Consider the following 18,537-nt stretch of genomic DNA (forward strand, 5'->3'; position numbering starts at 1 on the left):
CGGCCGCCCGTAAGCGGCCGGAGGAATTGGCGGGAGGATATGATCACTTCGCGATACCGAGCTTCTTGCAGCCTTCCGCATAGCGATCTCCGCAGAGCTGCTCCGCAGTCTGGATCGGCTTGTCGTTGACTTGCTTGTCGATGATCTCTGCCTTCAGGTTCTCCGCGGTAACGAGTGCAGGCACGAAGAGTTGCGTCGGCGTGTCGAAGAGTTTCGTATCGGCCTTCGGCGTTTCGCCCGACAGCAACTGAATTGCGACATTCGCCGCTGCCGCGGCAACGATCTCGCTCGGCTTGGAGATCGTGTTGTACTGGTCGCCGGCGATGATGAGCTGCAGGCCTGCGATCGTCGCGTCATTGCCGGTAACCGGCGGCACGGGATCGACGCCGGCGGCCTTGAAAGCGGCAACAGCCGCGCCGCCGGTGCCGTCATTGGCTGCGACAACACCCAGGATCTTCTTGCCGAAGCGGGTGATCTGGCCGCTTGCCCATTGCTGTGCCTTCGGCGGCGCCCATTCCGGGGTGTCGAACTCGGCAAGCACCGGATAGCCGCCTTCAGCAAGACCGGCATGGATGCCCTTCTTGATCAGGCCTGCCGCCGCATCGGTCGGCGAACCGTTGATTTCCAGAAGGCCGCCATCACCAGCTTTCACGTTTTTCGCCTTCAGATGATCGACCAGCGATTTGGCGATCATCTTGCCGATTTCCTCGTTGTTGAAGGAAACATAATAGTCGGCCACCGCCGATGGGATCGGACGGTCATAGGCAATGACCTTTACGCCCTGGCTCTGCGCCATCTTGACGAGAGACGCTGCCGCCGTCGAGTCGACCGGATCGAGCACGATTGCCTTCGCGCCCTGAGAAATCGCGGAGTTGAACTGCTGCTGTTGACGCGAAGCGTCGCCGTTTGCATTCTGATAGATGACCTTGCAGCCGGCGCAGAGCTTCTTCATCTCTGCCTGGAAACCCGGATAGTCATGCTCCTCGTAGCGCGTCGAGCTCTGATCGGGCATCAGGAAAGCGACCGTCGCGTCCGTCACTTTCGCGGACTGGGCAAATGCGGACGTGCCGCTCAGAAGACCGATGGCGAGTGTTGCAACGCCTGCAAGTTTCAATGCGAATTGGGTCATTGGAATTCCTCCGCTCCAAATGATAGTTGTGTCGATGAAGCCTCGGCTCATGTCTTGAGCGCGATGCTTATGAGCTGATTTCCGGGCAAAGGTTCCCCTTCGGGTCATTCGCATGACCCGGTCCTCCTTGCCCCGATTGTCTGGTCTCTCCTCCCGGTCCTCCTTGTTTTACGCGGCCTCCACCGCTCTTACGTTCTGCGCCAGCAATGTTCTGAAGCGCGAGGGCGCCATGCCCTTCTGATCCAGAAAACGACGATTGAAGTTCGAGATATTGTTGAAACCCGCGGCAAAGCAGATGTCGGTTATCGACATTTCGGCTTTGCTCATCAGCAGGTGGCAGGCGAAGTTGATCCGCAGCCGATTGACGTATTGAACGAGCGCCATGCCGGTATGCCGGCGGAAGCTGCGGGAAAACGAACTCGGGCTCTGGCCGGTCAACTCGGCAAGATCAGCTTCGCTGAACGGCTCCGTCAGATGCGTGTTGATATAGGCCAACGCATGGTTGACCCCGGCCGACATGAATCCAGAAGGATCGGGATGATAACGCGTGCTGGCGAGAGTGCTGGCATTCTGGGCGCTGCTCAATGCATTGAGCACATTCATGAAAAGTTCGATGCGACGAATTCCCTTCGCTTCGACCAATTCACCGAGGATCGGCCCGACAACCGCTGCCGTTTCCGGCGCAAACAGCACGCCACGGCGGCTCATCTCCAGAATGTCGATACATCCGGAAAGCTCGGGAAAAACCCTGTTTGCGTCAGCAAAAAAGGATTCGGAGAACTGAAGGACCCGGCAGCGCAGTGGCAGGCATGTGCCCGGAGGTACATCGCTCACCCAGTTGTGCGGCAGGTTCGGCCCTGTGAGCACGAGATTTCCCGGCTCGAATTCCCCGATGAAATCGCCCACGAAATATTGCCCCGTCGTTGCGACGACATGGTGGATTTCATATTCGGGATGGAAGTGCCAGCGGACCGTGCGATAGGGATAGCCATGTTCCCATGCCTTGAAGGACTCGGCGCTGCCGATCGCGACCACTTCCAAATCTGGATTCATGTCGTCCTCCTGCCTGCACTCGGCTGGGCTTATTCCCCGCCGGCACCTCCTCCCAGAGGCCATTGTTTCTTTTCCGACAATGGGACTTTACGCGCGGATATCCATGGCCGCTACTACGCCATCGACGCAAGACTGATACTTTTTTGACAATTCTTCGGCGTTTTGTTGGCCGATCGCATAGTAGCAGAGATCGGCCCTCCGCAATGGATAGTTGCTTATCCGCGGTGATGGACACAGCTTTGGAGGCACCGATGAGACCAGCTTGGGCGCTAAGCCGGACCTGCGGAATAGGCGCACTTCTCGCGCCAGCCGACAGGCGTCATGTCGGTGACACGGCGGAATTCGCGGTTGAAATTCGATTTCGTCAGGAAACCGGCTTCCAGCATGATCTCGGTTACCGATCGCTCGGTTTCGGCCAGCAGGCGGCATGCCTCGGCGATGCGATAATCGTTGACATATTGCGAGACGTTCTTGGCCATGCTCCGGTTGATGGCGGCCGAAATGCGCCGCGACGGTATCCCTGCCTTACGGGCCAGACGCTCAAGATTGAGATTGGCGTCGCGGTAGAGCTTTTTCTCCTGCATCAGCTCATGGATTTTGGCGATCGTATCCTTGTCTTCGGCGAGGTCATATGGAGGCGCGGCCTCCAAGCTTTCGGTGGGCGTGGAGTTGCGGCTGGCCGCGGCTGCCGCAGTGCCGAGCATGAAGAGGCCGAGAAGATTGGCGATGCTGATAATCATGCCGGCATGCGCGCCACGGGTCGATTCGAAATCGAACAGCACCAGTGCGTCGACCATTGCTGAGAAACACAATGCGCCAGCGGCAAAGACGAGCGCGCGATGGGCCGGCTGCGCCGCTTCGAAGGGCGCAAGGCGCAGCACGTCGGGACCGGACCGGACGAGCCAGAGCAGTGCGAGGGCGTAGGCCACGTAAATCAGGATCATGGCGATATCGATAGCCTCCGGCCAGACGACGACCAGCAAGGCGATGACAACAGCAGGAAAGCCATAGAATATCAAAAGAGCGGGCCAGCGGCGGCGGCTGTCCGCACCCAACCTGCGAACACCGGCATAAACAAGGGGCGGCATGATCGTTGCCAAGGCGAGCGTCAGATGGCCGACCTGCTGCAAGCCATAGCCCCAGCGCAGCCCAACGAAAACCGACTGCAAGGCACAAGCCAGAAGCAGGACGAGGAAAGGGCGGTTTGCCGCCAGCTCGTCATCACGCCGCACCACTGTCAGAAACAGCAGAAGAAGCATGAAGGCGACGACGAACGGCAGCGGCACGAACAGCATGAGACCCTTCCCCGGGGCAACCCTATTTGCGGCCACTATGGCCTGACTCGCGGCTCCCGGCGATCCAGATCGCGATTTGAGACGTGCTGAATCATGATCGAGGTCGCCCCAGACGCTTTAGCGGCGGACAGTGACGCCATAAACGTCTGGAGACCCCCTCATGAATTCTGACGCGAATATCGCAACTCGGCTTCGGTCGCTATCGATCGAGCGCGTTGAGCCGCCTCCCCGCGCCTCACGCCCCACCGGCCGATTAGGGATGCTCGGTATGATACTGGCAGGCACGGCCGCAACATTCGCGGCCGTCTATTTCACCCCCGTGCCATCCGATGCGCCTTGGAAACCTTTCGCGACGAGAATTGTCACCGAGCCGGCAAAAGGGACCGAAACGTCCTCACAAAGCAAAGCTCCCACCGCCCAGGAGCAAACTGCAAAACCCCTGCCCCAAACGATTGTCGGGTCCGGCTATGTCGTTGCCGGGCGGATGATCACCCTGCGGCCGGAGATCGGCGGCAGAGTGGTCGACCTGCCGCTGGATGTCGGCGATCATTTTCTGGCGGGACAGGTCATTGCCCGTCTGGATAAGACGACGGATGAGATTGAGCTGAGGATTGCCAAATCCCAGGCCGCTGCCGCCGTCGCAGCGGCACGCCGCGTCGAGGTTTCGCTGGAGCAGGCCCGCAAAACCCTCGAACGCACCAAGCTCCTTCTCGAGCGCGGTGTCGTCGCGACCAGCAACCTCGACGCCGATAGCCTGGCGGTCGTGCAATTGACCAGCGATCTCGACTCTGCGCGGCAGGCAGCCGAGACCGCGCGACTGCAGGTGGAGAAGCAGGAAAGAACCCTGTCGCTCCATCAGATTATCGCACCTTTCGACGGCGTGGTCGTCACCCGGCTGGTTGGCCTCGGCGATATGGTTGCCTCGGGGACGGATGGCGGCGGACCGCGAGACGGGATCGCAATCCTTCTCGACCCGAACTCCCTGACCGTCGATGCCGACATCGCGCAGTCCAATGCCGCACGGATACAGCCCGGCCAGACGGCGGTGGCCATTCTCGACGCCTTTCCTGACCACCCCTTCAAAATGCGGGTGCGGACCATCGTACCAGCGGCATCGCTGCAGAAGGGCACCGTGACCGCTCGGCTGGAATTCCTGACGCCACCCTCCCGGGTGCTGCCCAACATGGCCGCAAAGGTCACTTTGGACGCTCCGGACCTTCAAGCAAACCTGGACAAAAGAGGATTTTGAAATGGATGAGAGCGCATCGACGCCGGAAGACGGCAGCATTTCGATCAATAATGTGCGCAAGGATTACCGCATCGGAAAGAACGCCGTGACGATCTTTTCGGATCTGACCATGACGATCCGAGGAGGCGATTTCGTCGCGATCGTCGGCCCTTCCGGCTCCGGCAAATCCACCCTTCTGAACCTCATCGGCGGTATCGATCGCCCCGATGCCGGCGACATCAATTTCGGCCATGCGCGCATCAGCCGAATGAACGAAAGCGCCCTGACAAAGTGGCGAGGCGCCAATATCGGCTTCGTATTTCAGTTCTATAATCTGATGCCGATGCTGACGGCGGAGCAGAATATCGAGCTTCCACTGTTGCTGACGAGTCTGACCGGACGCCAGCGTCGCGAGCGGGTCGAAACGATCCTCTCCCTCGTCGGCCTCACCGACCGGCGCAAGCATCTACCGTCGGAACTTTCAGGCGGCCAACAGCAGCGGGTGGGGATCGCCAGGGCGCTGGCAAGCGATCCGAAACTGCTGCTCTGCGACGAGCCAACCGGCGATCTCGATCGCGAGTCCGCTGAAGACGTGCTCGCCATGCTGCGCATCCTCAACTCGGAGCTCGGCAAGACCATCGTCATGGTCACCCATGACGATGCAGCGGCGCGTTCTGCCAGACGTGTGCTGCGCCTGGACAAAGGCTACTTTGTCGAACGCGAGGCTGTGTGATCATCATGAGCCGCTTCACTCTCATTCGCCGGACCATGGCACGCAAACCGATGCGCAGCGCCCTGCTGATCGCGAGCATCGCCATCGCCTTCTTCATCCACCTCATCCTGACGAGTTTCGAACATGGCTTCCTGGGTGGTGAGGTAGATTCGGAGCGTCTGATCGTGACCAACAAGGTTGGCGACACGCTTCCTCTCCCGATCAGCTATTACGACAAGATCCTGGCCCTGCCCGATGTCGCTGCGGCAACCTACATGGCACGCAGCCGCGCGACCTACCGGACACCGGCGAATTTTCTAGGCCTGACGGCGGCGGAGCCCGGCACCTTCGCCGGCTTCATCGGCGATCAATACGATATCCCCGCCGATGCTCTCAGCCGCTTCGCCCAAATCCGGAACGGCGCGATCGCCGGACGGAGCATCGCAACACAGGAGGGTTGGGTGCTCGGGCAGAAGATCACGCTGAATACCTCCAGCTTCTTCAAGCCGGACGGCAGTTCGGACTTCGATTTCGAAATCGTCGGCATATTGGATGGTAAGCAATCCGCCGACACTCATTTCGTGGTGGCGCGGTATGACTACGTCAATTTCGAGCGCAGTACCGACCGCGACACCGTCAGCAGCTTCGGCATCGTGCCGAAGAACGGTGTCCGCGCCGACGACGTCATCAAAGCCGTCGACACCCTCTTTGCCAACTCCGCTTACGAGACACGGACGAGGACGGAAGCCGAGTTCATGCGGGCCTTTATCGCACAGTTTGCCGATATCGCGACCATCGTGCGTCTGGTGATCGGCGTGGCGTTCGTGACCATCCTGATGATCGTCGCCAACACTATGTTCTTCGTCATCCGCGAACGGACACGGGAGATCGGCGTGCTGAAGGTCCTCGGCTTTTCGCGGCGCTTCATCCTCGGCAATATTCTGGCTGAGACCTTCGCCCTGTTTGCGGTAGGCCTGAGCTTCGGCCTCGGTTTTGCCTTTACGGCTGTCATGTTTCTGCGCGAGCCGCTGCGCACGATCGTGCCGGATCTCGTGCTCACCCCCGCGATCATTCTCGAAGCAACCGGCCTCGCCGTCCTGCTGGCGCTCGCAACGGGTGTCGCGCCAGCCTTCAATGCCATTCGAGTGCCGCCCAACGCCGCTTTAAGAGAAAGATGAGACGATGAGCACAATCATCAATCAATCCATGGCCTTGACCATATCCAATCTGAAATCGCTTCGCCGCCGGATATGGATTTCCCTTTCCCTGGTCTTTTCCGTTGCGATGGTCGTTGCGGTTCTGCTCGGCTTCCTGGCGATGTCGAACGGCTTTCGGACTTCCCTGCTGCAAGCTGGCTCCAAGGATATCGTCATTGCTCTGGGAAAAGGGGCGGCGACGGAGCTCGGCAGCCGGATCGAACCGTCCCAGCTTCATTATCTCGACGGCGCTGCCGGTATCGCGACCGATGCCATAGGAGCTTCAGTGATGTCGCCGGAAATGGTCGTCCCGGTGGATGTGCCGCAGAAGACCGGCGGGTTGCTTTCAACACTCTCCTTGCGCGGCATCGGTCCGTCCGGGCTCAGCCTGCGCCCGAATGTCAGGATCGTTGATGGCCGTATGTTTAATCCCGGCGCCAGCGAGATCATCGTCGGGCGTCGGCTGAGCCTTGACTACAAGGGATTGGCGCTTGGCGAACGGCTCACGCTCCGCACATCGAAATGGACTGTCGTCGGTATTTTCGACGCCGGCGGCTCCGTCTTCGAATCCGAAATGCTGGCGGATATCGGCGTGGTGCAGACGTTGTTCAACCGGCCCAATCTGGTTGAGAGCGTCAGGATCAAGCTCACCGCGCAGGAAGCCTTGCCGGCACTACAATCCATGGCGGCAGATACGCCGCAGATCGGGCTAACTCTGCGGTCGGAACAGGATTATTTCGCAGCGCTCGCAGAACGCACGTCGAAGCTGATCCTCCTTCTCGGCTGGCCGCTGGCGGTGATCATGGCCGCGGGCGCGGTGGTCGGCGCGATGACGACCATGTTCAACTCCGTGTCGGATCGCAGCACCGAGATTGCCACCGTCCGCGCAATCGGCTTCAGCCGGCGGGCTGCCTTTGCAGGCACTTGGATCGAGGCAATGATCCTGACCTGCTTCGGATGCCTGATCGGCGTCGGCTTTTCTTATGCCGTCCTCAACGGCTGGACCGCCTCAACGATGAGCGCCGATCATACGCAGATCAGGTTTCAACTGGTCCTGTCTCCCGCCCTGGTAACGAAGGCCGTTTGGCTGTCCTTGATCATCGGCGCCGTCGGCGGTGCTTTGCCGGCGGTAGCTGCGACGCGCATTCCGCTGCGGCTGGCGATGAGCGGGCGAACGGAGATTGGCTGAGGACGGACGTGGCGAACGCTATCTCTTTGCTTTCGCCCGCCTAAGCTTTCGGTCAGCCACCAGAAGAAGGCCCTTGAGTTCCGGTTCGCGCACGCGGTTCGCAGCCTCGATGAAGGAGACCCATGCGTTGCGGCGTTGGCCTCTTTCCGGAAAATCCTCGTAGATTTTTTCGACTTCGAGCAAATGCAGTTGCACAATGCAGGGAACGCGGTTGCCGTCGGCGAGCTGCTTCAGATAGGTGAAATAGCCGAAAGGTTTCTTCTTGATCTTGCCGCGAACGCCGGCTTCCTCGAAAGCCTCGATCGCGGCCACCTCATGCGGCTTTTTCCCTTTTATCGGCCAGCCCTTCGGAATAACCCAGCGCCCGCTTTCACGGCTGGTGACGAGAAGCACTTCCGATATACCAAGCTCCTCATTTCTCCGGTAACAGATCGCAGCACATTGCTCATATACGGGGCCGTTAAACAGCTCATCCGCATGGGAGGCGAGATCGGAAAGAAATCTGTCCGTTCCTCTGGAGGATTTTGTCTGCCCTGAGGTCAAAGGTGCCATGTCGTCAGCCACCCCTGATCGAGTTGCGCCACACGAGATCGGCATGAAGACGGATGGCATGTACCCGTCCTTCAGGCTTCGCCGCCTCCTTGCTCTCCAGCCACGCGACCGCCTCCCGCGCCATCGTGGCAAGCGGCTGAGCAAAGGTCGTTAGTTGGTAGGATGCCCAGGAGGCCTGCTCGATATCGTCGAAACCGGCGACGCAGAGCTGGTCGGGAACGGAAATGCGAAACTGGTGGCGGGCGGCATCTACGAAGCCGCAGGCAAGCAGATCGGTCGCGCAGAAGACGGCATCCGGGCGCTCGTGAAGGGTTAGGAGCCTCTGCGCAAGGACCCTGCCGCTCTCATAGCTTGTCCACCCGTAGCGCTCGACGACGACCTCCAGACCATGCGCCCTGGCCGCAGCGACGAAGCCGTGCTCCCTTGCCATGAGGCTTGGTGTGCCGGCCTCCGAATTGGCAAAGGCGAGCCTGCGGCAGCCGGCACGAAGGAAGGCGGTAACGACGCGGGCAGCAGCCTCTTCGTCGTCGAGATTGATCCGCAAGGGCCCGTCCTGCTCGTCATCGCGATTGATCAACACCAATCGCTGGCCACTCTTCAGACAGAGCTGCGTGATCGACTTATCGGGCATCCCAGAGATGATGATCGAGGCATCGGCGCGGTAGCGGATCGCCTGGCGCAGCGCCAGGTCGACACTGCCGTCCAGCAGATCGGTGTTGACGAGCATGGCAATCTTGCCGCTGTGCTGCAGTTCCTGCGTCAGCGCCTTGATCAGGCCGGAGCGATGTGGGGTGGCCATGTCGGACACGATCAGGCAGACGATACCGCTTTCGTTGCGCATCAGCCCGCGGGCGAGATGATTGACGTGATAGCCGAGTGCGTCGGCGGCCTCGAGCACTTTCCGGCGCGTCTCCGGCGATACGCTCGCCCCTGGCGTGAATGTGCGCGAAACGGCCGAGCGGGACACCCCCGCGCAGTCCGCGACTTCTTGTGCGCTCACGAACACTTTCTGCGACACGCTTCTCTCCAGCCGGCATGCGGCTTTGCTCGGTTTTGCAATTGCGTGCATCATCCTGTGAGCCGATGTCGTGACAGTTTTATGAAGAAAGCTGTTGATGGGTGCCGTAAGGTCATGCGGCATTTGCACGCGTTTGCAAGATAAACGAATGCCAAGATGGGGGTGCGTGCTTTGCGGCAAAAGCAATGTGATCAATTATAGTCTTCAGTTCCGCCATGCTCGCTGATCAGCGGCACGAAAATCACGGCGCCGAGATTTTGGGTGGTAAAATTATCCGGGCCTTTCCGCACAATTTTCAGGAGCGTCTGCCTGCTCTCTTCCGGCCCTACCGGGATGACCAGCCGGCCGCCTACGGTCAATTGTTCTTTCAGGGCCTGCGGCACCTCCGGCGCGGCGGCTGAGACAAGGATGGCGTCGAAGGGGGCGGCCTTCGGCCACCCCTTTGAACCGTCTCCGCAGCGCAAATCGATATTGTCATAGCCAAGACGCTGTAGTCGTTCGGTCGCTCCGGCCGCAAGCGAGGCATGGCGCTCCACGGCAAACACATGAGCCGCCATGCGGCTGAGGATAGCGGTCGCATAGCCAAGCCCCGCGCCGATTTCCAGAACCGTGTCGCTGGGCTTGACTTCGGCTGCCTCGATCATCAGCGCAACCATATAGGGCTGAGAGATCGTCTGCCCCTTGCCGATCGGCAGCGGACAGTCGTTATAAGCAAACATCTCGAAGCCCTTCTCTACGAAGTTTTCCCGTGGAATCAGGCGCATGGCATTCAGCAGCGCCGGGTCGCGAATGCCGCGCCCGGCGATCTGTTTTTCCACCATATGAAGACGCCCGTGCATGGCCGGCTGTCTCCATGTCCCGAACAGGCCGATCAAGTCGTCTGGCTGTGCTCGCCGCCGTGGCGCGAGATGCCGCTCAGCGCTTGGCCGGCACTGCCGTTGCTTTGCGCCAGGGCGATATCGCCGAGCGAGAGGATACCGACCAGCCGCTTGCTGTGATCCAGCACCGGCAAGCGACGGACCTTGATGTTGCCCATGTTCCGGCAGACCTCGTCGATCTCCTGATCATCGAAGCAATATTTGACTTCCGATGTCATCACATCGCGGACCTTCGCGTCCGGCCCCTTGCCATTGGCGATGCCGCGAATGGCGATATCGCGATCGGTGATCATGCCGACTAGGCGGTCATGGTCGCCGACAGGCAGGACACCGGCGTCGAGATCCGCCATCGTCCGTGCAGCCTGCAGGATCGTTTCGTCAGGATTGGTAATGCGCACGTCGTGCGTCATGGCGTCTCGAACTTTCATTGGTTCCTCCATGAGCGGACGCTTCGTCCGGCCTTTAGGCACAGGACAATCTCTCCAGCGACCTTAGATCGGGCGGCGCCCGGCACCCCACTGGTCGCGGTGCCCTCCGCTGAGAGCCCGCTACAACAACAGGCGAAGCGCCGATCTGTTCCCGTCCACAGCGCGGATAATCGAAATTACATCGCGAATTCGTCGTCCTCATCGGCAGAAAGCAGATCGACAAGCGTGGCTACCTTGCCGCTCGGCAGAGTCCTGCCCTCGCCGATCAGAGCCTCGTCATTGTTGACCCAGGCCCAAGCCTCCGCAAGCTCGCCCAGAGTTGCGCCGGTCGCGGAGATATCGGCCATCAGAGTCTCATCGACTGGTCCAAGAACGGAGACGATCTCTTTTGCAGTCATGGTCATATGCATTCTCCTGAGGTTTCATAGGCCCGGAATCGCGGCGAGCCCTTTCATCTCCTTGAAGGCGGAACGAAATCCTTTCAGCTTTGTTCCGGCATTCAAGCCGGCCACGAACGTCAGGAGGGTGCGATGCCGAGTACGATGATCGAGCTCATGCCTTTGAATCCCACTTGGATGGATATCGCGATGCGCGTCCTATTGGTCGTCGCTGCCGGCGGGCTGATTGGCCTCAATCGCGAGGCAGGTGGGCACGCCGCCGGATTTCGGACGACGATCCTGGTCGGATTGGCGGCGTGCCTGACCATGATCCAGGCCAACTTGCTCCTCCCCATGACGGGCAAAACATTCCAATCATTCGTCTCCATGGACATACTGCGTTTTCCGCTCGGCGTGCTGACGGGCGTCGGCTTTATCGGCGGCGGTGCGATCCTCAAGCGCGGCGACCTAGTCACCGGCGTGACGACAGCGGCGACGTTGTGGATTATGACGTCAATCGGCCTGTGCATTGGCGGCGGGCAACTTGTGGTCGGGTCCGCCGGAGCTATCGTGGCCTTCATCGTGCTCACACTCTTTAAATGGTTCGATGAGCTGATATCGCATAAGCAAAAGGCGCGCGTGGTGATCGAGCTTGCCGACAGCGCCGATATTGCAAAGATCGAAACGGCCTTCGCTCCACTCGGATATTCCTTCTGCTTTGTCGGCAAATCGATAAATGAGGCCGACGGCGCGGCTCATGCCGCCTATCAGGTGCGATGGAAGCATGGGGGTATCAGCGGCGGCGCGCCGAAACTGCTGGCTGATGTCGAAGAGCGCTATAAAGTAGTCTCTTTCGAGATGACGACGACGACTACATGACCATGAAATGCACAAGAATGCTCACCGGGAACATTCTTGACTGGCGATGGTTTGCCCTTCGAACAAAAGGAGGATGCCATGGCCAAAATGAGAGAGATGGAAACCAACGCCGCCCCCTCCGCTGACGCCGATATCCGCACCCAGCAGGCGCTCGATCAGGCTGCCGGCGGCTCCGGAGACATCGATGCCCTTGCGCCTAATATGGAGAGGCTGGAAGTGAACTTCACCTACGCGGAGCCGGGCACGGACGACTTTCGGTCGGCAGATACGCCGGATTGTGACAGGCAACGCGAGCAAGCCCTGGATGCTGCCGCCGGCCGGATTGCGGAGGCGGTCAGAGCCTCGCAGCCGCGAGAGCACCGCACGATGCGCAATGTTACCATGCTGGCAATCGGCGGCCTTGCTGGCTTTTTGCTGCACGAGGTCCTCAGGCGTCGATAGGCGAGCCCGGGGCTGCGAGATGGAACCTTATGGCGTTTTTCATGTTGCATTTCATGAACCCAACGAAGGGAAAGCGTCATGCGACGTCAGCCCAAGACATATGAGTCGTCGACAAAGCCTGAGAAAAACCCTTTCAAGGTATCCGAATCGCAGTGGCGGCCGGATGCGGAGATTCGCGCGGAAATCCAAAGGAAATTGAGCGAAGACCCGCTGCTGGATATCTCCGGCGTCTTCGTCACCGTCAACAATGGCCGCATTCTCATTGAAGGATCCGTCGAAAACGACGAGGCCAAGCGACGCGTCGAGACCCATTCGCGGCAGGTAAGCGGCATCAGCGGTCACGACAGCAATCTTTGTGTTCGTAGGCCGCGATAGAAAGCGTAGGCAAGCATGCGCGCACTGTTGATCATCATTATCGGATTGATGGTCGCCTCGATCCTCAGCATCCTCGTCATCAAGCCGTTCGTGACCGGAAAGAACCAGGATTCGACTGTCGCTCAGAAAACCATCGAGCAACCGGAACCCAAGCCGTAGAGTTCCCAAAACGGATTATTTGGCTTCCGGCGTCTGCTGTTCCTGCTGGCCCGGGACCTCGCTAGGCGGAATAATCGGTGTCTTGCCGCCACGCGGGGCTGGCTTTTCCATAGCGCTATCTCCGGTAAGAGGCGGTTTCAGCACACCGCCGCAATCCGAAAGTTTATCCTCGTTATCCTGAGGACCCGCCAGTGCGGTTTGGTTTTCACCTTGGGTCTGGCTATTGGCGTCGGGAGCCCGGCAGCGTTCGCTGTTCGGCATCTTGAGCTGTTGCGCGGACATGAGTCCCGGCATTGCAACTGTTAGCGCAGCCGCCAGCAGCAGGAACCGTCCAAGCGATCGATGCTTGGCTTCAGACTTAGGTGAAGTTGATGGCGTGGTCGTTGCTCGTACCGGCGATGACACCACGCTCGTGATGTGACCGGCATCGCGATTGCCAACTGTTGCGATCGGAACCGGCCGACAAAGCTTGAAGCTCTCGTCCATGCTGTTCTCCATCGATGAAAGTGCGGGCTGCAGACCGGATGGATTGGAAGCTCGCCTGCCATTTCGTTGGCCATGGAGAGAAAACGGAAAAATCTCCATGTTCTTCAGCACCATCACGTCCGTTTGGCACGGCCTGCAGTGTCAATGGAAAACGTCTGTTGGCGGCCGATGTTCCGGTTTAATTCAGGGTCCAGAAACTGAAAACGGCCTCCCATGAAGGGAGGCCGTTCGCATTTTCCAGAGATGCCGATAGCGTCGTTATTCCGCTGCCTGCAACGCCGGCGGATCGACGTCACTGGTCAATCGCCCAGCCATGGCGGCGGCAAACTTAGTCTGGTCGAGTTCGTTTTCCCAGCGGGCGACGACGATAGTCGCAACGGCATTGCCGACGAAATTCGTCAGGGCGCGGCATTCCGACATGAAGCGATCGATGCCGAGGATGAGCGCCATGCCGGCGATCGGAACCGACGGCACGACGGCAAGGGTAGCGGCCAGCGTGATGAAGCCGGCACCGGTGATACCGGCAGCCCCCTTGGAGCTCAGCATGGCCACGAGCAGCAGCAAGATCTGGTCAGTGAGCGAGAGCGAAGTATCGGTCGCCTGCGCGATGAACAGCGCCGCCAGGGTCATGTAGATGTTGGTGCCATCGAGGTTGAAGGAATAGCCTGTCGGGATAACGAGACCGACGACCGAGCGCTTGCAGCCTGCGCGTTCCATCTTGTTCATCAGGCCGGGAAGTGCTGCTTCCGACGACGAGGTGCCGAGAACGAGCAGCAATTCTTCCTTGATGTAGCGGATCAGCGCCAGGATCGAGAAGCCGTTGTAGCGCGCGACGGCGCCGAGAACGACGAGCACGAACAGCAGCGATGTAGCGTAGAAGGTGCCGATCAGGAAGGCCAGGTTGGCGATCGTGCCGATGCCGTATTTGCCGATGGTGAAAGCCATGGCGCCGAAAGCACCGATGGGCGCGAACTTCATCAACAGGGCGACCATGCGGAAGATCGGCGTGGTCAGTGCCTGCAGGAAGTCCTGTACAGGGCGGCCGCGTTCGCCGACAGCGCCGAGTGCGATACCGAAGACGACCGAGAAGAACAGCACCTGGAGGATGTCCCCCTTGGCGAAGGCGCCGACGATCGTGTCCGGAATGATGTTCATCAGGAAGCCGACCACCGTCGCGTCATGAGCCTGAGCGGCGTAATTGTTGACGGCCTTCGTATCCAGCGTTGCCGGATCGATGTGCATACCAGCGCCGGGCTGTACGACGTTCGAGATGATGAGGCCGACGATCAGTGCCAGCGTCGAGAAGGTCAGGAAGTAGATGAACGCCTTGCCGACGACGCGGCCGAACTTCTTGAGATCCGACATGCCCGCGATGCCGGTGGTGACCGTCAGGAAGATGACCGGCGCGATGACCATGCGGACCAACTTGATGAAGGCATCGCCGAGCGGCTGCAGAGACGCACCGATCTGCGGATAGAAATGTCCAAGCAGGATGCCGGCGGCGATCGCGGCAAGAACCTGCACATAGAGATGCCTGTAAAAGGGAATTTTGCCGTGTGTCTCGGCAGCGACGGGTGCAATCATGATATCCTCCGTTATGCCCAACCGATCCTTCGGCCCTCCGGGCAACGACTACTGATCTTCAACAGCCTCCGACTGTTTGACGGATCGTTGCAACGGGCGTGCCAAATGAAGGATTTCCTAATAATTTATTGATATAAAAGCAGATTTTATGAAGGTCGGTAGCTAGATCTCCAAATCTGTGCGGCAATCCGCACAGATCGAATTGCGATACGCGCGAAATCATGCACAATGTCATGATGCTGCAGCGGCCAACCATGGAACGATTTTCGACGCCAGAGCAGCTAGGCCGGCGCTCTCGCCGTGTCTGGTTGGTCTTTACGGCTTTCTGCGCGATCCTCATCGCAGCCGCGCTCTATGGCGCCGGCGTTTACGGCCGCATGACCGCAATCGAGGCATTGCAGGTCCAGGGTCGCACCGACGCGAACCTGAAGGTCGCACTGCTGAGAGCCGTCCTCGAACGGCCCCGCGCCTTGCCGCTTCTCCTCGCGGACGACCAGCAGGTGCGCGACGCACTTGCGGCGGCCAAAGGCGATGCCGTTACCACGCTCGACCGTAAGCTCGAAAGCCTCGTCTCCGGTACCAAGGCCTCGGTGCTCTACGTCACCGGCAAGGACGGTGTCGCGATCGCATCGAGCAACTGGCGCGAACCACTGAGCTTCGTCGGCAATGATTATTCCTTCCGTGATTATTTCCGGCGGGCGATGGAGGCGGGAACGGCGGAGCATTTCGCGCTCGGCAATGTCAGCAACCGCCCCGGGCTTTACATTTCCCGCCGCGTCGGCGACGCGGAGAACGCGCTGGGTGTCGTGGTGGTCAAGATGGAATTCGACCAGCTCGAAGCCGATTGGCGGGAAGCCGGCCGTCCGGCCTATGTCACCGACGAGCATGGGGTCGTGCTGATCACCAGCGTTCCCTCCTGGCGCTTCATGACGGCATCGCCGCTGCCTGCTGAAAACCTCGCCGCCATCCGCAAGAGCCTGCAATTCGGCGATGCGTCGCTGACACCTCTGCCGATCGCCCGCCCCGAAGCGATCGGTCCGGATGTCTCGATCGTGCGCGCGGTCCTACCGGGAAGCAGCGCTGCGGAATATCTGCGGCTGAGAACAGCAATCCCCTCGACGCCCTGGCAGTTGGACTATCTCGTCCCGACGGATCAGGCAATTTCTTCCACGGTCCGCGAAACGCGCTTCCTCGTCCTGACTGTGCTGGTGCCGATCCTGGCGATCGCCGCCTTCCTGCTAAGGCGCCGCCACGTATCCGTGATGCAGATCGCCATCAGCAGGGTCGCTCGCGAGGAGCTGGAACGGCGCGTATTGGAGCGCACCGAAGATCTCAGCCGCGCCCGGGATCGGCTCGAAGCGGAAATTGCCGATCACCGCACGACGGAGGCGAAGCTGCAGGTCGTGCAGCAGGATCTGGTACAGGCCAATCGCCTAGCAATCCTCGGCCAGGTCGCCGCCGGCGTCGCCCATGAGATCAACCAGCCGGTCGCGACCATTCGCGCCTATGCCGACAATGCCCATATCTTCCTGGAGCGACAGCAGATCGCGCCGGTAAAGGAAAATCTTACTTCCATAGCGGCCCTGACCGAACGGATCGGCACGATTACCGAAGAGTTGAAGGCATTTGCCCGCAAGGGACGAACCGCGCCGGAACCGGTGGAACTGAGGAGCGTCATCGAAGGCGCCGTGATCCTGCTCAGAAGCCGCTTTGCCGGCCGGCTCGATGCGCTGGCGATCGATCCTCCGCCCGCCGGATTGGCGGTCATCGGCACACGCGTTCGGCTCGAGCAGGTGCTGATCAATCTCTTCCAAAACGCGCTCGAAGCGCTGGAAGGGCGCGAACAGCCGAAAGTCGAGGTTTCGGTGCAGGAAACGACCGACGGCATTGCTGTCATCGTCTCTGACAACGGCCCCGGTATTCCGCCGGCGATCCTCCATTCGCTGTTCACGCCCTTCAACACATCGAAGGAAAAAGGCCTCGGCCTCGGCCTTGTCATCTCCAAGGACATCGTCGCCGACTATGGCGGCCGCATCGAGGTTGAAAGCGGCGAGAACGGCACCCGTTTCACCATTCATTTGCGCAGGGCAATTTCATGAGCGACGTTTCCGCGGTCTTTCTAATCGACGACGACAGGGACCTGCTGAAAGCGACGAAGCAGACGCTAGAACTCGCCGGCTTCTCCGTTTCCGCCTTCTCCACCGCGGCCGATGCGCTCGGCGCGCTGGAGGCCGGTTTTGCAGGCGTCATCGTCTCCGATATCCGCATGCCGCAGATGGATGGACAGCAGCTATTCAGTCGCGTCAAAGAGCAGGATGCCGACCTGCCGGTCATCCTGGTCACCGGCCATGGCGATATTCCGATGGCGGTCAAGGCGATCCAGGACGGCGCCTATGACTTCATCACGAAGCCCTTCGCCACCGACCGGTTGGTACAAAGCGTGCGGCGGGCGGCGGAAAAGCGCCGGCTCGTTCTGGAAAACCGCGCGCTCCGCATTGCGGCCGAACAGGCACAGGGCGATCTGCCGTTGATTGGCCAGACCCCTGCGATGGAGCGGCTGCGTCATACGCTGCGGCAGATCGCGGATACGGATGTCGATGTGCTGGTGACCGGCGAGACCGGCAGCGGCAAGGAGGTGGTCGCAAGCCTCTTGCATCGCTGGAGCCGGCGCGCCAAGGGCAATTTCGTGGCGCTCAATTGCGGCGCGCTGCCGGAGACCGTCATCGAAAGCGAGCTTTTCGGCCACGAGCCCGGTGCCTTTACCGGCGCACAGAAGAAGCGCATCGGCCGCATCGAGCATTCAAGCGCCGGCACGCTGTTTCTCGATGAGATCGAGAGTATGCCGCCGGCAATACAGGTACAGATGTTGCGTGTTCTGGAAATGCGGGAGGTGACCCCGCTTGGCACAAACGAGGTGCGTCCGGTCGACCTCCGTGTGGTGGCGGCCGCGAAGGTCGATCTGGGCGACCCGCGCCAACGCGGCGACTTCCGTGAGGATCTCTATTACCGCCTCAACGTCGTCACCATATCCATCCCGCCGCTGCGCGACCGGCGCGACGATATCCCCCTGCTCTTCGGCTATTTCGCGGATCGCGCCGCCAGCCGCTTCAAGCGCGAAGTGCCCGCCATGTCCGCCGCTATTCGCCATCATTTGCAGAGCCACGATTGGCCGGGCAATGTTCGAGAGCTTTCGCATTTTGCGGAGCGTTTCGTTCTAGGTCTGGAATCGGCGGCGGAGCCGAAGGCAAGCGAAATCCTCTCCGCAGATAACACATTGCCCCTGCCCGCCCGCATCGAGCGCTATGAGGCCGAGCTGATCCGCGAGACTCTCGCTCAAAACGGCGGCGATGTCCGCCGTACGATCGAGGCCCTCGGCATCCCGCGGAAGACCTTCTACGACAAGCTCCAGCGCCATGGCATTGTTCGGGGAGATTTTGCAGGCTTCGATGGTGACGACCGACGACCACGCGTGGGTGATTAGAGCATGTCTTCGCCCCTGCGACAAAACCGCCATGCCGGGGCGTCGATCAAAGCGATCAGGAACTGATCTTCTACCCA

The 18,537-nt window shown here is 60.2% G+C and carries 20 protein-coding genes; 10 read left to right on the forward strand and 10 right to left on the reverse strand.

The features are described 5' to 3' along the window. Positions 1–43: 43 nt before the first annotated feature. From PH547_RS19645 to PH547_RS19655, 3 genes are all read right to left on the reverse strand, one after another. On the reverse strand, positions 44–1,129 hold the full coding sequence (locus PH547_RS19645; protein WP_283054228.1) for an ABC transporter substrate-binding protein: 1,086 nt from the start codon (positions 1,127–1,129) through the stop codon (positions 44–46). Between the two features lie 168 nt (positions 1,130–1,297). Next, the gene (locus PH547_RS19650) at positions 1,298–2,182 is read right to left on the reverse strand and encodes an AraC family transcriptional regulator (RefSeq protein ID WP_260304950.1); all 885 of its coding nucleotides are present in this window, start codon (positions 2,180–2,182) and stop codon (positions 1,298–1,300) included. 269 nt (positions 2,183–2,451) lie between these two features. Continuing rightward, positions 2,452–3,477, reverse strand: coding sequence for a helix-turn-helix domain-containing protein (locus PH547_RS19655; protein ID WP_283054271.1), 1,026 nt, complete (start codon positions 3,475–3,477; stop codon positions 2,452–2,454). Between the two features lie 268 nt (positions 3,478–3,745). Here PH547_RS19655 and PH547_RS19660 point away from each other — a divergent pair, with 268 nt between their 5' ends. Genes PH547_RS19660 through PH547_RS19675 form a run of 4 tightly spaced genes read left to right on the forward strand, consistent with a single transcriptional unit; the run spans position 3,746 to position 7,802 of the window. Then, the gene (locus tag PH547_RS19660) at positions 3,746–4,726 is read left to right on the forward strand and encodes an efflux RND transporter periplasmic adaptor subunit (protein WP_285169138.1); all 981 of its coding nucleotides are present in this window, start codon (positions 3,746–3,748) and stop codon (positions 4,724–4,726) included. A 1-nt stretch (position 4,727) separates the two neighbouring features. After that, entirely contained in the window at positions 4,728–5,438 is a 711-nt protein-coding gene (locus PH547_RS19665) for an ABC transporter ATP-binding protein (protein WP_285169139.1), read from the forward strand. Between the two features lie 5 nt (positions 5,439–5,443). Beyond that, a complete protein-coding gene (locus PH547_RS19670) occupies positions 5,444–6,595 on the forward strand; it encodes an ABC transporter permease (RefSeq protein WP_285169140.1) in 1,152 nt (383 codons plus the stop codon). A 4-nt stretch (positions 6,596–6,599) separates the two neighbouring features. Further along, the gene (locus PH547_RS19675) at positions 6,600–7,802 is read left to right on the forward strand and encodes an ABC transporter permease (RefSeq protein ID WP_285169141.1); all 1,203 of its coding nucleotides are present in this window, start codon (positions 6,600–6,602) and stop codon (positions 7,800–7,802) included. 18 nt (positions 7,803–7,820) lie between these two features. On the opposite strand, the gene PH547_RS33955 is transcribed toward PH547_RS19675, so the two are convergent. From PH547_RS33955 to PH547_RS19700, 5 genes are all read right to left on the reverse strand, one after another. Then, entirely contained in the window at positions 7,821–8,195 is a 375-nt protein-coding gene (locus PH547_RS33955; protein WP_245464172.1) for an NUDIX hydrolase, read from the reverse strand. 163 nt (positions 8,196–8,358) lie between these two features. Continuing rightward, positions 8,359–9,372, reverse strand: a complete 1,014-nt coding sequence (locus PH547_RS19685) for a LacI family DNA-binding transcriptional regulator (RefSeq protein ID WP_285169143.1) — start codon at positions 9,370–9,372, stop codon at positions 8,359–8,361. Between the two features lie 191 nt (positions 9,373–9,563). Then, on the reverse strand, positions 9,564–10,211 hold the full coding sequence (locus PH547_RS19690; protein ID WP_285169144.1) for a protein-L-isoaspartate(D-aspartate) O-methyltransferase: 648 nt from the start codon (positions 10,209–10,211) through the stop codon (positions 9,564–9,566). Positions 10,212–10,243: 32 nt separating this feature from the next. Beyond that, entirely contained in the window at positions 10,244–10,678 is a 435-nt protein-coding gene (locus tag PH547_RS19695; protein WP_285169145.1) for a CBS domain-containing protein, read from the reverse strand. A gap of 176 nt (positions 10,679–10,854) precedes the next feature. Beyond that, entirely contained in the window at positions 10,855–11,082 is a 228-nt protein-coding gene (locus PH547_RS19700; protein WP_104826512.1) for a hypothetical protein, read from the reverse strand. 126 nt (positions 11,083–11,208) lie between these two features. Here PH547_RS19700 and PH547_RS19705 point away from each other — a divergent pair, with 126 nt between their 5' ends. The 4 genes from PH547_RS19705 to PH547_RS19720 all read left to right on the forward strand — a co-directional run bounded on the left by PH547_RS19705 (position 11,209) and on the right by PH547_RS19720 (position 12,909). Continuing rightward, positions 11,209–11,934, forward strand: a complete 726-nt coding sequence (locus tag PH547_RS19705) for an MgtC/SapB family protein (protein ID WP_285169146.1) — start codon at positions 11,209–11,211, stop codon at positions 11,932–11,934. A gap of 78 nt (positions 11,935–12,012) precedes the next feature. Then, positions 12,013–12,375, forward strand: a complete 363-nt coding sequence (locus PH547_RS19710; protein ID WP_285169149.1) for a hypothetical protein — start codon at positions 12,013–12,015, stop codon at positions 12,373–12,375. Positions 12,376–12,453: 78 nt separating this feature from the next. Next, on the forward strand, positions 12,454–12,750 hold the full coding sequence (locus tag PH547_RS19715) for a BON domain-containing protein (protein ID WP_285169150.1): 297 nt from the start codon (positions 12,454–12,456) through the stop codon (positions 12,748–12,750). A 15-nt stretch (positions 12,751–12,765) separates the two neighbouring features. Then, on the forward strand, positions 12,766–12,909 hold the full coding sequence (locus PH547_RS19720; protein WP_199773645.1) for a hypothetical protein: 144 nt from the start codon (positions 12,766–12,768) through the stop codon (positions 12,907–12,909). Positions 12,910–12,924: 15 nt separating this feature from the next. Here the strand turns inward: PH547_RS19720 and PH547_RS19725 are convergent, their stop codons facing one another. Together PH547_RS19725 and PH547_RS19730 are read right to left on the reverse strand one after the other, a co-directional pair. After that, positions 12,925–13,506 (reverse strand): hypothetical protein, encoded by a 582-nt coding sequence (locus PH547_RS19725; protein WP_285169152.1) that lies wholly within the window; start codon positions 13,504–13,506, stop codon positions 12,925–12,927. Between the two features lie 147 nt (positions 13,507–13,653). Beyond that, positions 13,654–14,979, reverse strand: coding sequence for a dicarboxylate/amino acid:cation symporter (locus PH547_RS19730; RefSeq protein WP_104826506.1), 1,326 nt, complete (start codon positions 14,977–14,979; stop codon positions 13,654–13,656). A gap of 221 nt (positions 14,980–15,200) precedes the next feature. Here PH547_RS19730 and PH547_RS19735 point away from each other — a divergent pair, with 221 nt between their 5' ends. Further along, positions 15,201–17,078: a sensor histidine kinase gene (locus PH547_RS19735; RefSeq protein ID WP_104826505.1), complete on the forward strand. Its 1,878-nt coding sequence runs from the start codon at positions 15,201–15,203 to the stop codon at positions 17,076–17,078. Next, positions 17,075–18,460, forward strand: coding sequence for a sigma-54-dependent transcriptional regulator (locus PH547_RS19740; protein WP_285169153.1), 1,386 nt, complete (start codon positions 17,075–17,077; stop codon positions 18,458–18,460). Before PH547_RS19735 ends, PH547_RS19740 begins: the two co-directional genes overlap by 4 nt. The last annotated feature ends 77 nt before the right edge of the window (positions 18,461–18,537 follow it).

The organism is Rhizobium cerradonense (assembly GCF_030182455.1).
GTDB lineage: Bacteria > Pseudomonadota > Alphaproteobacteria > Rhizobiales > Rhizobiaceae > Rhizobium.

Coding starts and splice junctions, on each gene's coding strand:
- PH547_RS19735 (WP_104826505.1), top strand. CDS start 15,201: ATGCACAATGTCATGATGCTGCAGCGGCCAACCATGGAACGATTTTCG.
- PH547_RS19695 (WP_285169145.1), bottom strand. CDS start 10,678: ATGAAAGTTCGAGACGCCATGACGCACGACGTGCGCATTACCAATCCT.
- PH547_RS19660 (WP_285169138.1), top strand. CDS start 3,746: ATGATACTGGCAGGCACGGCCGCAACATTCGCGGCCGTCTATTTCACC.
- PH547_RS19700 (WP_104826512.1), bottom strand. CDS start 11,082: ATGACCATGACTGCAAAAGAGATCGTCTCCGTTCTTGGACCAGTCGAT.
- PH547_RS19675 (WP_285169141.1), top strand. CDS start 6,600: ATGAGCACAATCATCAATCAATCCATGGCCTTGACCATATCCAATCTG.
- PH547_RS19730 (WP_104826506.1), bottom strand. CDS start 14,979: ATGATTGCACCCGTCGCTGCCGAGACACACGGCAAAATTCCCTTTTAC.
- PH547_RS19705 (WP_285169146.1), top strand. CDS start 11,209: ATGCCGAGTACGATGATCGAGCTCATGCCTTTGAATCCCACTTGGATG.
- PH547_RS19645 (WP_283054228.1), bottom strand. CDS start 1,129: ATGACCCAATTCGCATTGAAACTTGCAGGCGTTGCAACACTCGCCATC.
- PH547_RS19650 (WP_260304950.1), bottom strand. CDS start 2,182: ATGAATCCAGATTTGGAAGTGGTCGCGATCGGCAGCGCCGAGTCCTTC.
- PH547_RS19690 (WP_285169144.1), bottom strand. CDS start 10,211: ATGCACGGGCGTCTTCATATGGTGGAAAAACAGATCGCCGGGCGCGGC.
- PH547_RS19715 (WP_285169150.1), top strand. CDS start 12,454: ATGCGACGTCAGCCCAAGACATATGAGTCGTCGACAAAGCCTGAGAAA.
- PH547_RS19710 (WP_285169149.1), top strand. CDS start 12,013: ATGGCCAAAATGAGAGAGATGGAAACCAACGCCGCCCCCTCCGCTGAC.
- PH547_RS19655 (WP_283054271.1), bottom strand. CDS start 3,477: ATGCTGTTCGTGCCGCTGCCGTTCGTCGTCGCCTTCATGCTTCTTCTG.
- PH547_RS19720 (WP_199773645.1), top strand. CDS start 12,766: ATGCGCGCACTGTTGATCATCATTATCGGATTGATGGTCGCCTCGATC.
- PH547_RS19665 (WP_285169139.1), top strand. CDS start 4,728: ATGGATGAGAGCGCATCGACGCCGGAAGACGGCAGCATTTCGATCAAT.
- PH547_RS19740 (WP_285169153.1), top strand. CDS start 17,075: ATGAGCGACGTTTCCGCGGTCTTTCTAATCGACGACGACAGGGACCTG.
- PH547_RS19670 (WP_285169140.1), top strand. CDS start 5,444: ATGAGCCGCTTCACTCTCATTCGCCGGACCATGGCACGCAAACCGATG.